Origin of the sequence: Emticicia fluvialis (genome assembly GCF_024793945.1) — a bacterium.
GTDB classification, from domain to species: domain Bacteria; phylum Bacteroidota; class Bacteroidia; order Cytophagales; family Spirosomataceae; genus Emticicia; species Emticicia fluvialis.
Genome location: NZ_JANUSD010000002.1, coordinates 291189 through 305675 on the forward strand (window position 1 = coordinate 291189; position 14487 = coordinate 305675).

The 14487-nt window shown below is 42.6% G+C and carries 12 protein-coding genes; 10 read left to right on the plus strand and 2 right to left on the minus strand.

From position 1 onward, the window contains the following. Nucleotides 1-2 precede the first annotated feature (2 nt). From NZ848_RS03170 to folE, 8 genes are all read left to right on the plus strand, one after another. Nucleotides 3-1250 (plus strand): MFS transporter, encoded by a 1248-nt coding sequence (locus tag NZ848_RS03170; protein WP_259014326.1) that lies wholly within the window; start codon nt 3-5, stop codon nt 1248-1250. Between the two features lie 11 nt (nt 1251-1261). Continuing rightward, nucleotides 1262-1831, plus strand: a complete 570-nt coding sequence (locus tag NZ848_RS03175; RefSeq protein ID WP_259014327.1) for a carboxymuconolactone decarboxylase family protein — start codon at nt 1262-1264, stop codon at nt 1829-1831. A gap of 231 nt (nt 1832-2062) precedes the next feature. Further along, nucleotides 2063-2596 carry a hypothetical protein gene (locus NZ848_RS03180; protein ID WP_259014328.1) on the plus strand — a complete coding sequence of 178 codons (534 nt, stop codon included), beginning with the start codon at nt 2063-2065 and terminating at the stop codon, nt 2594-2596. Between the two features lie 161 nt (nt 2597-2757). Further along, entirely contained in the window at nt 2758-4926 is a 2169-nt protein-coding gene (locus NZ848_RS03185; RefSeq protein WP_259014329.1) for a TonB-dependent receptor family protein, read from the plus strand. 58 nt (nt 4927-4984) lie between these two features. Continuing rightward, entirely contained in the window at nt 4985-6175 is a 1191-nt protein-coding gene (locus tag NZ848_RS03190) for a DUF3179 domain-containing protein (protein WP_259014330.1), read from the plus strand. Between the two features lie 109 nt (nt 6176-6284). After that, entirely contained in the window at nt 6285-6776 is a 492-nt protein-coding gene (locus NZ848_RS03195; protein ID WP_101725458.1) for a gamma carbonic anhydrase family protein, read from the plus strand. A 302-nt stretch (nt 6777-7078) separates the two neighbouring features. Then, nucleotides 7079-7498, plus strand: a complete 420-nt coding sequence (locus NZ848_RS03200; protein WP_253533847.1) for a 6-pyruvoyl trahydropterin synthase family protein — start codon at nt 7079-7081, stop codon at nt 7496-7498. After that, nucleotides 7458-8159, plus strand: a complete 702-nt coding sequence (gene folE / locus NZ848_RS03205; RefSeq protein WP_253533848.1) for a GTP cyclohydrolase I FolE — start codon at nt 7458-7460, stop codon at nt 8157-8159. Before NZ848_RS03200 ends, folE begins: the two co-directional genes overlap by 41 nt. A gap of 14 nt (nt 8160-8173) precedes the next feature. Here folE and NZ848_RS03210 read toward each other — a convergent pair whose 3' ends face one another. Then, nucleotides 8174-9991, minus strand: coding sequence for an ABC transporter ATP-binding protein (locus tag NZ848_RS03210; RefSeq protein WP_259014331.1), 1818 nt, complete (start codon nt 9989-9991; stop codon nt 8174-8176). A 258-nt stretch (nt 9992-10249) separates the two neighbouring features. Here NZ848_RS03210 and NZ848_RS03215 point away from each other — a divergent pair, with 258 nt between their 5' ends. Beyond that, on the plus strand, nt 10250-11536 hold the full coding sequence (locus tag NZ848_RS03215) for a Gfo/Idh/MocA family protein (protein ID WP_259014332.1): 1287 nt from the start codon (nt 10250-10252) through the stop codon (nt 11534-11536). A 164-nt stretch (nt 11537-11700) separates the two neighbouring features. Continuing rightward, nucleotides 11701-12957, plus strand: a complete 1257-nt coding sequence (locus tag NZ848_RS03220) for an alkaline phosphatase family protein (RefSeq protein ID WP_259014333.1) — start codon at nt 11701-11703, stop codon at nt 12955-12957. A 14-nt stretch (nt 12958-12971) separates the two neighbouring features. Here the strand turns inward: NZ848_RS03220 and NZ848_RS03225 are convergent, their stop codons facing one another. Then, nucleotides 12972-14474, minus strand: coding sequence for a malate:quinone oxidoreductase (locus NZ848_RS03225; RefSeq protein WP_259014334.1), 1503 nt, complete (start codon nt 14472-14474; stop codon nt 12972-12974). Between the last annotated feature and the right edge of the window lie 13 nt (nt 14475-14487).

Below are 14487 nucleotides of genomic sequence, written 5' to 3' on the forward strand. Positions count from 1 at the left end.
GAATGAAATTGAAAACTAACCCGACACAAACAATTTTGTCTCCTAAAATAAGAGCAATGGCATTTATTCTTTGTGTAATCAGCTATGCTTTCGGAGGTACGGTTTCAACGCTGATGTCGGTGTACTTACCGGTTGCGGTACCACAACTGCTGAACGGCACAATAACTGAAGCCCGGCTTGGCGAAGTTGGAGCCTACATTAGTGCAGTATCGTTATATGGCTGGATGATAGGCGGAATACTTTTTGGAATCATAAGCGATAAAATCGGTCGTAAAAAAGTTCTGGTTTTTGTTACAGCTCTTTATGGCGCCGCAACCCTTCTTACAGTTTTTGTGCCTAACTGGTATATGCTGCTGGTTTATCGTTTTCTTTCCGGCATGGGTGTGGGTGGGGTGTTATTGGTAACTACTATTTATATATCAGAAATTTGGATTGAGAAAACGCGTCCGATTATGGTAGGTGTGCTGGCAGTTGCTTTTCCGTTGGGCATTGTGGCATCCGGAGGTTTAAACGTACTTTTTTCAGAGTGGCGTCAGGCTTTCTGGCTTGGGCTTATTCCTTCAATTACGGCAGTGCTGATAGGATTATTGCTGCCTGAATCTCCCAAGTGGAAAAACATTCAGAATGGGCCCGCTACTTCAATTAATGATTTGTTTAATGAAGCTTATCGCCCGAATCTGGTTACTGGTTCAGTTATTTTCGGGGCAGTGTTGATAGGCCTGTGGGGCATTTTCTCGTGGTTGCCTACCTGGGTGCAATCTTTGTTACCTGCCGGGCAAGACGGCCAGAAAGAAAGAGGAATAACCATGATGCTGCTGGGTATGGGAGGTATTGTCGGTGGGGTGATGTCTGGCTTTCTGATACGCGCTTTTGGAAGCCGAAAAACGCTGATGCTTACCTTTGTGGGTTGTGTAGGTGCCTGTTGCCTGCTTTTTATAACCAATAAGGTATTCAGTACGATTGTTTATGCCGAAGCCGGTTTGCTTGCTCTATGTTTTGGTATCAGTCAGGGTGCATTATCAAGTTATATTCCTGAGTTATTTCCTACCAGCATAAGGGCAACGGCAACAGGTTTTTGTTTCAATGTGGGTCGTTTCTTTACTGCCACTGCTGTGTTTTTTGTAGGTAGTCTGGTTACCCTATTCGGTGGATTTGGAAACGCGTTGCTTGCCTTTTCAGTAACATTTGTAGTGGCCCTGCTGGCCGCATACCTAACCCTGGATAAGAAGTCGAACCTGATTAACTCATAATATTTGTAGCAATGGCACATATAAAATTACCTGAAGAAGATTTACTGCCCGGCATACGCGGGTTAATGGCTTTCAGGCCAGATACAGCGAAACCACTTAATGCTTTAGCTGAGGTGTTGCTGAGAGATGAAAACAATAGTTTGTCAAGGGGAGAACGCGAGGCCATTGCCACGTACGTATCTTACCTGAACGACTGCTTCTTTTGCCAGCATGTGCATGGCGCTGCCGCGCAATGTTATCTGGAAGACGATGGCACGCTGATTGGCCAGATAAAGAGAAATTTAAAAGAGGCACCCATTTCAGACAAACTGAAAGCGCTGCTGGCCATTGCAGCCAGCGTGCAGGAAGGAGGAAAAAACGTGACTACTGAACAGGTTGAAGCTGCCAAAGCCGCAGGCGCAAGCGATAAAGAGATTCATGACGCCGTTTTAATAGCCGCCTCATTCTGTATGTTTAATCGTTACGTTGACGGTCTGGGAACATGGGCACCCACCGACCCACAGGTATATATACCCAGAGGTATGCGCATAGCGGCTGAAGGTTATGCCAGCTTTGATTCCATGAAAAGCATAGGAAAATAGAAGATCGGTACTTTGTGGTTTTGTTTTTACATACGTAGTTTTCATACACTGTGCATTATTTTGGTGCACAGTGTTTAGCTTTAAACATTGGGTTTATACCCAGAACAACCATTGCCTGACAAAGAAATTAGTGTTTTGTTTTTAGTTAAATAATTTCAACTCTGCACTTCTTTTAGAGGTGCAGAGTATCTTACAAACTTTTAAAATATCTCTTTAGCTCAGATTCATATATTGAAAAGAATAGCATCCATAGGCCTCTTACTGCTTTTGCTCAATCATTTGTTCGGGCTTACAATTGCCATGCTGTTTTTTGAAGATAATTATCAGACACATTCAAATACAATTATAGAAGATAAGTGGAAGGTGATAAAATTGCCGGCTTCAAACAAAACCATAAGTATTGACAATACCATAAAAGAAGGTTTAATAAGAAGTGGCAATGAGTTTTATAACGTAATGCACGAATATCAGGAAAACGATACTTTGTATGTAATACTGAAGTCGAACCAAAATGCACAGGAACGATTTGATGAACTGACTTCGCTGGTTCAGGGAATGTTTGACGCTGACACGCCACAAAGTCCATTGAGTAAAGCCATGAAGTTATATGGTGGTTTGCTTAAGGTGTATCTGTCAAACGACACAGACCTTCAACTTATTAAACCATGTTTGGTTTCTAATCCTTCACAACCATTTAAAGAGCCGGAAAAACGGTATGCCAGCGTTATCAATCTGTTGCATACACCCCCTCCTGAGTTAACCTGATTTTATATACAAGTACAAAGGTATAATGGTCCGGCTTCGGAGTGTTATACCTCTTTTCTGTTTAATAAAATCAGTATTAATCTAAAGGAACAGAACAAAAGAGCGTTACAGGTGGTAACTTGTATGGCTTTTTTGTTCCGGTAAAACACGTTATGAAATCAATGCAAATACTAGGCATACTGCTGGTATGTCTCAACCCACTATATGCCCAGAAGACAGATACCGTCAAAGTAAGAGAATTAGAGCAGGTAAACATAATAGACCAAAGCTACCGAAACAATGTAGAAAGGCTACCGCTTACCCAAGGTACGTATCTTTTAGGAGGTAAGAAAAACGAAGTAATTAATGTGCTGGGTCTGGATGCCAACATTGCAGAAAAGACACCGCGCCAGATATTTGCCAAAGTGCCGGGCGTATTTGTTTATGACATGGATGGCACCGGCAACCAGACCAATATTTCAACCCGTGGTTTAGACCCACACCGTGGTTGGGAATTCAATATCCGGGCTGATGGTGTCATTACCAATTCTGATATGTATGCTTATCCGGCCAGCCATTTCAGCTTACCGATGGAGGCTATCCAGACTATACAGTTGGTACGAGGCACGGGCTCGTTACAATACGGAGCCCAGTTTGGCGGTATGCTCAACTATATATCTAAACAACCGGATACCACCAGAGCCTTCAGTTTTGAAACCATTAGCTCTATTGGCTCTTTTGGTCTGCTGAGCAGCTACAACGGTGTAAGCGGTAAAATAGGTAAATTACAGTATTATGGGTATTTTTCGAAGAGACATTCAGATGGTTACAGAGATAACTCTCAGAGCGATTATAATGGCGAAGCCATCGGGTTAATTTATGAGGTCTCTAAAAATGTAATATTAAAAGCCGATTTTAAACATTCAAAATATCTATACCATGTGCCCGGTCCTTTAAGTGATAGTATGTTTTACGCAAATCCGCGTCAGTCAAGTCGGTCGCGTAATTATTTTAACCCATCAATTTACATTCCGTCTGTATCTGCCGATTTTCGGTTGGGTTCGCGCACGCGGGCTTCAGTGGTAGCATCGGCAGTTTTGGGTGCAAGAAACAGCGTATTATTTGATAAGACCGTAAACATAGCCGATGCCATTGACCCAACTACTTTGCAGTATGCCAACAGGCAGGTTGATATTGATAAATTTAACAGTTACACGCTTGAAGCACGTTTATTACATCATTATAATTTAGGCGGTGTGTCATCGGTGCTGGTAACTGGTGTGCAGTTGATGAGCAATGACCTGAATCGCCAGCAATTGGGTAAAGGCACAACAGGAACCGACTTTGATTTATCAAAAACCGGAGATTGGGTGAGAGATATGCACCTTAAAACAAAAAATGTGGCTTTTTTTGTAGAGAACAGGTTTGCTATCACTTCAAGGTTGTCAATAACGCCGGGCCTGAGGTTAGAAACCGGAGCCTCCAGGCTAAGCGGCAGAATAGCTTATTATGATGCTAATCAATTGCCTACCACTATTTCGCATCATTTCCCTTTATTTGGTTTGAACACCACTTATCAGTTAAATAAAGACCAAAGCATTTATGCGGGTTTTGCTCAGGCTTATCGTCCGGTGGTTTTCAAGGATATTATCCCGTCGGCAACTTATGAGAAGATAGATAAAAACCTGAAAGATGCCTCAGGATACAATGCTGAAATAGGCTACCGAGGCCATACCGAACACTGGAAGTGGGATATCAGCGCTTTTCAGATTCAATATAATAACCGCATGGGTATGACCTACGGAACCGAGGCCAATGGTAACTTTTATTATTTGCGTACCAATATTGGCGATTCGAGAACGAATGGTATTGAAACTTTTATTGAGTATGATACTCGTTTTTCGTCTAAATCGTCAATGTCAGTTTTTACTTCCACTTCTTATATGGATGCCCGTTATCAGGATGCTGCCATACGTGTTGGCGACAAAAATGTGAGTGTAAAGACCAACAAAGTGGAAAGTACCCCGGAGTGGATAAGCCGCAACGGAATAACATTCCGTTATACGAAACTCAGCGTAACTGCTTTGCATAGCTATACAGCAAAAAGTTATGCCGATGCCCTGAATACCGTAAAGCCGTCTGCCAATGGTGCGGTAGGTCTGGTACCTTCTTATGCCCTGCTTGACATAAACGCCAGCTACCGTTTAACAAAAAACCTGATGGTGAAGCTGAATATCAATAACCTGACCAACAAACAATACTTTACCAAACGCCCGGGTTTTTATCCGGGTCCTGGGGTATGGTCATCAGACGGTCGTAGTATAAACCTCACCGTAGGATTGAAATTATAAACGAATTCCCTTTTGTGGCCCAATCCGGGCGACAAAATTTCAATTTAACCACAAAGCAATGAACCTTACACTCAAAAACCGTTTGTTCTGGATAGGCGCAGTTGTGTTTATCTTACCTGCACTGGTTCAGGCGTATTTATTAATGCCTTTTCCCGGAAGCCAGGATTTAGAGGCAATTAAAACAACCTATTTTCTTGAGAAAATTATTCTGCCGTCAAGAATTATAGGTTTGTTGTTACTTATTGTTCCGGTTTGGTCTTTTCTAACAAACGGCACAATAAAGCAGAAGGTCTGGCTGGGAGTCGTTGCGCTCATAAGCATAGGTTTATTTTATTTTACGGATGTGGCGTATCGCGCTCAGGAAATGTTCAAAGAACCTGTAAAAATACAATTTGCCGGTAAAAAGGACAATCGGGTACCTGACAGCCTGTTGGTAATGACAGTAGTTAACGGTGGTGTGGCAAAGGCATATCCGATTCAATATGTTGGGTACCACCACAAAATACAAGACAATGTAGCTGGTAAGCCCGTGTTAGTTACCTATTGTACCATGTGCCGCACTGGTTTGGTATTCAGCCCGCTTGTTGATAGAAAACTGCAGACTTTTCGTTTGGTTGGTGCCAGACATTATAATGCTGTGATTGAGGATTCAGACACCAGATCGTGGTGGTATCAGGCAACCGGAGAAGCCGTTGCGGGTAAGCAAACAGGGAAACAACTGGATATCATTCCGTCAGAACAGATAACCCTGAAAGCATTTTTTGAGCGGTATCCGGAGGGATTGGTTTTTCAACCAGACAATACTTTCAAAGAAGGATATGAAGTTTTAAAAACGTATGACCGCCGAGAGAAAAAAGATGAAGACTCTCTTACCAACCCCGGTAAAGTATGGGATAAAAGCTGGGTTGTGGGTATTAGTGCAGATGGAAAAAACAAGGCTTACGTCTGGAAGAATCTGGTAAATGTAACAACATTGAATGATAAAGTGGGCAATACCCCATTGGTTATAGCCATAGAGGCCGATAACTACTCGTTTCATGTTTTTACCAGAACCGTTGAAGGTAAAATTCTGAATTTTGTGCCTGACGCTGCAGGTATAAGAGACAAAGAAACCCATAGCCTCTGGAACTGGCAGGGCGAATGTACCGAAGGGGAATGGAAAGGTAAAAAACTAACAAAGATATACGCAAGGCAAGAATACCTGAGAGCCTGGAAACAGTTTCATCAGCCTACAGAAATCTGGCCCTGATAAAAGGCACTAACTGGTATCAATTTTAAATGCGGTGAATTTTTGCGAATTTGATTAGTGAAAATTCATCGCATTTGTGTTTCTTCGTAAAAGATTAAACAAATATGATATGGCTAATTTTATAGCGCCCGGTGCCAGTGTGATGGGCGATGTGTCGCTGGGAGACGATGTTTCTGTCTGGTATTCAGCTGTAATAAGAGCAGATGTAGAAAAAATTGTGGTGGGCAATAGAAGTAATATTCAGGACGGTGCCATTCTGCATGCTGATTTTGGCGAGCCTACCATTATTGGCGAAAGCGTAACTGTAGGGCACGGCGCCATTGTACATGGGGCTAGTGTGGGCGATTACTCGCTGATTGGCATGAGAGCTACCATTTTGAATAGAGCCAGAATTGGCAAATACTGTATTATAGGCGCCAATGCACTGGTAACTGAGGGAACCGAGATTCCGGACTATTCAATGGCCGTGGGTACCCCTGCCAGGGTAATTAAAACTTTGCCTCCTGAAATAGCCGAAAAACTTGCCATGAGCGCCGACCACTACGTTGAAATGGCTCTGGCGCATAAAAAAGGTACTTACCCATTAATGAAACCTGAGTAAATTTGTGCATTAAGTAAAACAAAAAAAGAATCCTATATAGTCTGTGTTTTTTTTGTAAATAGTTTATAGTAAGTTGATTAGTGTATATTTGTTAAATTTCTGTAACTTTTTTTGTTTTATTTTGTTATAGAAATATTAAACAGAATATAATTCATTAAAGACTTAGATATCCGCAGGTTTAGTTTAAAAGTGTTGCTGACAACCTTTCAGACGACTTTTAAACTTTGAGACTAAATCTATGGCATCTCACCGAAATGACATTAAGAATAAGTGCTCAAAGTTATTAAATCAGAAAAAAAATAATGAGTTCTAAAAGAGTTGCGGTGTTCAGGAAAGAACATTTCAATGCCGCTCATCGTCTGAATAATCCTAACTGGTCAGACGAAAAAAACGAACGCGTGTATGGAAAATGTAATAATTACAATTTCCATGGCCATAACTATGACCTGATTGTGCAGGTAACCGGCGACGTAGACCCGGAGTCAGGATATGTTATGGATATGAAGCTGCTCAGCGATTTAATAAAGATGGAAATACTGGATAAGTTTGATCATAAAAACCTGAACCTGGATACAGACGAATTCAAAGATTTAAATCCGTCGGCTGAGAACATAGCCATTGTAATTTACGAAAAGTTGCGGGTAAAACTGCCTGAACATTTAGACCTTAGAATCAGATTATATGAAACCGAACGAAACTTTGTTGAATACCCTGCTATTTGAACAAGATACCAATACTACACTTATGGAAGACGAATTAGGCGATGACCACAGAGGAACAGCCGAGGATACTCCCTTGCGTGCCGATGCTTTTGACCTAAGCGATGAAGAAAAAATTGCCCGCATTGAGTTCTATTTCCGCCAGATAATGGATACCCTGGGCCTTGACCTGACTGACGATTCGCTCAATGGCACGCCCAAAAGAGTAGCCAAAATGTATGTTAAAGAGTTATTTCAGGGCCTTAACCCGGAAAACAAGCCATCAGTAACCCTTTTTGACAACAAGTATCAATATAACGAAATGCTTGTAGAGAAAGATATTTCGTTTTATTCTAATTGCGAGCACCACTTTGTGCCTATTTTCGGTAAAGCTCATGTAGCTTATATCGCTAACGGTAAGGTAATAGGCTTATCGAAGCTTAACCGAATTGTGCAGTATTTTTCTAAAAGACCACAAGTGCAGGAGAGACTTACCGTGCAGATTGCTAAAGAATTGCAGCGTATACTGAACACAGAAGATGTAGCAGTGGTGATGGACGCCAAGCATTTGTGCGTAGCCTCACGCGGAGTTCAGGACGATACCTCATCAACCATTACGAGTTTTTATGGGGGTAAATTTCAGCAGGAAGCAACTAAGGCTGAGTTTCTGAAGTATATCGGATAATTTTGTTCAATTCATCAAATGTCCTTTGCCGATAGGGTAAAGGACATTTTTTTTACCTCTTCGCCCTGCAATTGCTTTTCGTAAAGCTCTTTGTAAACGCCTGCTTTTTTTATTAATTCTTCATGCGTGCCTTGTTCAACAATTACTCCCTCATCCAGCATCAGAATTTTATCGGCCAACTTGGCTGATGAAACCCGGTGAGAGATAATAACCGAAGTACGGTTCTTCATAATTCTTTCCAGGTTATTCAGAATAATGTTTTCGGTGTTGGTGTCAACTGCCGACAGACAGTCGTCCAGTACCAGTATTCTGGGTTCGCGGGCTATGGCACGTGCAATAGAAAGGCGTTGTTTTTGTCCACCAGATAATGTAATTCCCCTTTCACCCAGTTTGGTTTCAAACTTGTCCGGAAAATCCATAATGTTTTTATACAAATCGGCATCTTTTACTGCCTGCACTACTTGTGCATCAGTAATGTCAGGCGAACCGAATTTGGCATTATTCAGAATGGTGTCTGAAAACAGGAATACTTCCTGTGGTACGTATCCCATCTGGCTGCGTACATGTTGAATGTTATAATCTTTAATAGAAGTACCATCAATCAGAATATCGCCCGATGTAGGGTCATACATTCTGCCAATCAGGTTGGCAATGGTACTTTTGCCTGAGCCCGTTGTGCCGAGTATAGCCACCGACTCCCCGGCTTTAATATCCAGATTGAATCCTTTCAAAGCCTGAATACCTGAGTCCGGATAAATGAAGTCTACGTTTCTGAATGTTATATCACCTTCAATTTCTTTGGTCAGGTTCTTTTCAGAAACAATATCGGTTTTTATCTGCAGAAATTCATTGATGCGTTGTTGTGATGCCGCTGCTCTTTGTATCTGGCTTGAGGTCCATCCCAGTGCTGTCAGTGGCCATGTAAGCATAAAAACATACATGATAAACTCTGTGATATTGCCCGGTGTAAGCCTGCCGGCTATAATCTCCTGCCCGCCAATATAAACACAAAGCACTGTACTTAAGCCAATCAGCAAGGCAATGGTAGGCGAGAACAGCGCATCAAAACGGGTAAGCGACAACGATTTTGATTTATATACATTGCTTTCTTTTCTGAATCGTTCAACCGAGTCATCCTCACGGGCAAATGCTTTTAGCACTCTGATGCCCGAAAACGCTTCCTGAACAAATGTTGACAATTGGGAAAGGCTTCGCTGAATTTCTTCTGAACGCTTATTAACAGATGTACTTACAAAAAATATACTGGCCGATAGCAAAGGCATAGGTAGTAAAACCCACCAGGTGAGCCTTTCATTTACAGAAAACATATAACTGATAACCAGTACAACCAGCACCACCATGTTCATGAGATACATAATAGATGGCCCGATATAAACCCGCACCTTGCTCACGTCTTCCGAAATACGTGCCATTAAGTCGCCGGTGTTATTTTTCCTGTAGAAACTCAGGGGCAGTGATTGATAATGCGCGTAAATCTCGTTCTTCATGTCATACTCAATATGGCGCGACATCACAATCAGTGTTTGCCTAACAGCAAACAGAAAAATGCCTTTCAGAATGGCCATTACTAAAATCAGTAATCCATAAACCCCTATGCTTGTGCTGAAAACATCATACATATCGTTCTGTACCCTGGTGTTGTCGAACAGCAGGTAAACATCATACGTTTCTTTTACAAGGTCCAGGGCATGGCGTACAACCTGTGCAGGTATGATACCAAAAAGATTCGATATGATTGTAAAAATTGTACCCAGTATGAGGTACCATTTATATTTAAGCAGAAACTTGTTGAGGTAGGCTAAATGCTTCACAAAAAATACAGGTTTTATTTCGGCAGGCATACTTTACCCGAAGAAACTATATAAAGCTAACAGCAATTTTTTGAAATTTGTTGCATCTTCGGTGAAAGCCCATAAAAATTATTCTGAGGTAATTCTTTCGCCTTCTAATCTGAAATAGCCTTGTGCCGGTGGTAAGCCGGCCACTTCTAAATTAAATTGTTTGTTGCAAAGTATTTTTTTAACTTGTATGCTTCAAATATTCACCCCTCTACTATAATAATCTTAACAATGAAAAACCTTATCAATCGTCGTGATTTTATCCGGCAAGGTGGTGCAGCAGCATTAGGAATGGCACTATTACCCGGCATGGTGCGCAAAGTAGCTCCCAGCGACCGTCTGCGAGTAGCCCATATCGGCCTTGGCGGAATGGGCAACAGCCACATGAACTGGTTTGCCGCTTTGCCTGAGGTAGAGGTAGTGGCATTGTGTGATGTTGATTCTGAACACCTGAACGCCAGTCTCAAAAGCCTGCAAACCAAGCAACCCAATACCAAAGCACAAGGCTATGCCGATTTCAGACATATTCTTGACCGTAAAGACATTGACGCCGTAACCTGCGCCACCCCCGACCACTGGCACGCCCAGGTAGCTATTATGGCTTTTCAGGCCGGAAAAGATGTTTATGGCGAAAAACCGCTATCTTATAACGTAAGAGAAGGCCAGCAGATGCTGAAAGCCATGAAGAAGCATGACCGTATTTTTCAGCTGGGTACCCAGATACACGCCGGCGATAACTACCACAGGGTTGTGGAGCTGATTAAAGCAGGTGCCATTGGTAAAGTACATACTGTAAGATTATGGAAAAGCGGCTTCCCTCCGGTTTTAGGGCCTGCCAATTACCAGACGCCACCTGCAAACCTTAACTGGGACATGTGGCTAGGGCCTGCGCCTTATTCGCAGTACACGCCTGAGCGCTGCCATTTTACCTACCGTTATTTTCTTGATTATTCAGGCGGGGTGTTTCAGGATTTCTGGTGCCACATTGCTGACGTAGTCTGGTGGGCTATTGAACCTAAAGGTCTAACAACTATAAAAGCCAAAGGAGAAGCACCTGAGGGCATTGGCGATGCACCTAAATGGATAGATATTGATTACCAGTTTGATGGCCTGAAATTGCACTGGACATCTCAGCCACCGGCCAATGTAGCAGGTGCCGAAAAAATGGGGATAGGGGCGTACTTTGAAGGTGAAAAAGGAACCCTGCTTTGTGATTATGGCTCTCGCACTATCACCATCAATGGAATTGCCATGAAAGATATACCAGAGATACCGGTTACAATTGTCCGTTCTGCGGGGCATCAGCAAAACTTTGTTACGGCTGTAAAGAACCGCTCTTTACCGGAGTCTCACCTGGAATACGCCCGGCAGATGACCATGCCCATGCACCTGGGGCTGATTTCGTACAGATTGGGCCGTGAGCTACACTGGAATGCCAGAAAAGAAAGATTCAGACACGATTCTGAAGCCAATGCAATGCTTTCGAGGGAATATCGCAAAGGTTGGGACCTGATATAAGTACACATACTTTTTTCATTTTAGAAGAGGGGCTGTCTTGTTGCAAGGCAGCCCCTTTCTTAACAATTTTATATCAATGAGTTTGACAGAATTTTTACTGATTTATACTACATTGCCGCCATTTGGCACTTCTTGAAGTTTTTACTTTATTAGTCAATACCATCATGTTTCGCTTCTCAAAAAATGTATTTTTTCTGATGGCAGTGATTTTTGCCGGTGGTTCGGTATCAGTTTTTAGCCAGAACGCAAAAAAGCCTTATGTAGTTATGGTTTCGTTTGATGGTTTCAGACATGATTATGTAGAGAAATACCAGCCAGAAAATATCAGGAAATTTATAAAAAAAGGAGCCGCTGCCACCAGAATGCTGCCTTCGTATCCCAGCAAAACATTCCCCAATCATTACACGCTGGTAACAGGATTGTATCCTGAGCATCATGGGCTGGTAGACAACAGTTTTTATGATGCAGGCAGAGACGCCCACTATACCATCAGGCAGAGAGACAAAGTGGAGGACTCATATTATTACGGCGGCCAGCCCCTCTGGCAATTGGTACAGCAACACGGCATGAAAGCGGCTTCATTTTTCTGGGTGGGTTCAGAGGCGCCGGTAGGGGGCCAGTATCCATCCTATTTTCATAAATATGATGGTGCCGTGCCGTATAAAAACCGTATTCAGGCGGTTTTTGACTGGTTGAATCTGCCGGAGGCACAAAGACCACATCTGATAACTGTTTACTTTGACATGGTAGATACCAAAGGGCATGAGTATGGCCCCAATGCGCCTGAAACCAAAGCCGCAGTAATGCAGGCAGATAGTCTGGTTGGGTTGCTTATGAACGGTTTAAAGAAGATAAAATTACCTGTGGATGTAATACTGACAGCAGACCACGGAATGTATGAAATGAAAAACCAGCCCGAAACATTTATTTATACCGAAGACCTGCTGGAGGGATTTGATAAAAACGACTTTGTGTTTGTGAATAGTGGTACGCACGCCGGTATTTTTCTGAAAAATAAAGGTATTGAAGATGCTATTATCCGGTCTATCGGTGCCAGGCAGAAGCATTTTAAAGTGTACAAAAGAGCAGATATGCCACCGCATCTGCATTTCAATAATCACCTCCGAATCGGTGATATAATGCTACTGGCTGAACCCGGCTACGGGTTTTATTCAAAAGAAAGCCTTACCAAAAGACCCGAGGTCAGAAAGGTTTGGGGGGTACATGGGTACGACCCCCAGGCCGTACCCGAAATGGGAACCATTTTTTATGCGCAGGGGCCACATATTAAAAAAGGAATGGAAATCCCTGAGTTTAAGAATATCCATGTCTATCCATTCATAGTAACTTTATTGGGGATACCCATGCCTGCCGATATTGATGGCGATGCCACAGTATTACAAGCAATTATTAAGAAATAATACCCAATGGTTTTTCAGGAGAAAGTTTTCTCTTTCAGGCGTAGAGCTTCTGTTGTGCGCGCTCTTACAGCTAATGCGAGTTCGGCATCGGTTTCAAGCGATTGCCCGTAAGACGGAATAAGCTTTTGCAATTTGCTTTGCCATTTTGGAGAGGCTTCTAATGCCGGAAAGCACTTTTTTATTAAATCGAGCATAATAGAAACAGCAGTAGAAGCACCAGGAGAAGCACCCAGTAAAGTAGCCAGTGAGCCGTCTTTGGCATAGACTACTTCAGTGCCGAATTCAAGTACGCCACCTTCTTTTTCGTCTTTTTTAATTACTTGTACGCGTTGCCCTGCTGTCATCAACTCCCAGTCTTCCAGTCTGGCAGTGGGCATATAATCCAGCAATGCTTCCAGGCGGTCTTGTGGCGACTGCGTTACTTGTTCAACCAGATATTTGGTAAGTGGTATATTATGAGCCCCTGCCGAAATAAGTGGCCAGATATTATTCCATTTAACAGAGTGGGGTAAGTCCATATAAGAACCATGTTTCAGAAACTTGGTAGAAAAACCTGCAAATGGCCCAAAAAGCAGGGCTTTCTTGCCATCTATTATTCGGGTGTCCAGATGTGGAACAGACATAGGCGGAGAACCCACACTTGCTTTACCATATACTTTAGCGCAGTGTTTTTCTATTAAATCTGGTTTGTTGCAAACCAGCCATTTACCGCTTATCGGGAAACCCCCATACCCGCGGCCTTCCGGAATATCAGATTTTTCAAGTAGTGGTAACGAACCCCCGCCGGCGCCTATAAAAACAAACCGTGCCTTATGATTTTGCTCTTTGCCCGTATTCAGATTCTTTACCTCTATTTCCCATTCGCCGTTGTTTAGTCTTCTGATGTCTTCTACCTCATGGTGGAGATTCAATTCAACACCATCAGATTTTTCAAGATAATCAAACAAAAAACGTGACACAGCCCCGAAGTTTACGTCAGTACCTATTTCCATGCAAGTGGCTGCCACTTGCTGTGTTTTGTCTCGCCCTTCCATAATCAGGGGCGTCCAATTTTTTATTTCATCATAATTGTCCGAAAACTCCATGTCTTTAAACAAATGATGCTGACGCAGTGCCTGATATCGTTTTTTCAGATATACAGTGTTTTCTTTACCCCATACAAAACTCATGTGGGGTATGCGCCGTATCATCTGGCCCGGGTCATTGATGATGCCTTCCTGTACCAAAGTAGACCAGAACTCTTTGGAGGTTTCAAACGAGGCAGCAATTTTAACGGCTTTATCTATATTGATACTGCCGTCAGGTTTTTCAGGCGTATAGTTGAGTTCGCAGAAAGCAGAATGGCCTGTGCCGGCGTTATTCCAAGCTTCCGACGACTCCGCCGTTACTCTGTCCATTCGTTCAAAGATTTTTATTTTCCATTCAGGTTCCAGTTTTTTTAATAAGGTACCCAGCGTGGCGCTCATGATACCGGCGCCAATCAGAATAACATCACTTACGCTATCATTACTTGTCATATTTTTAATCGGT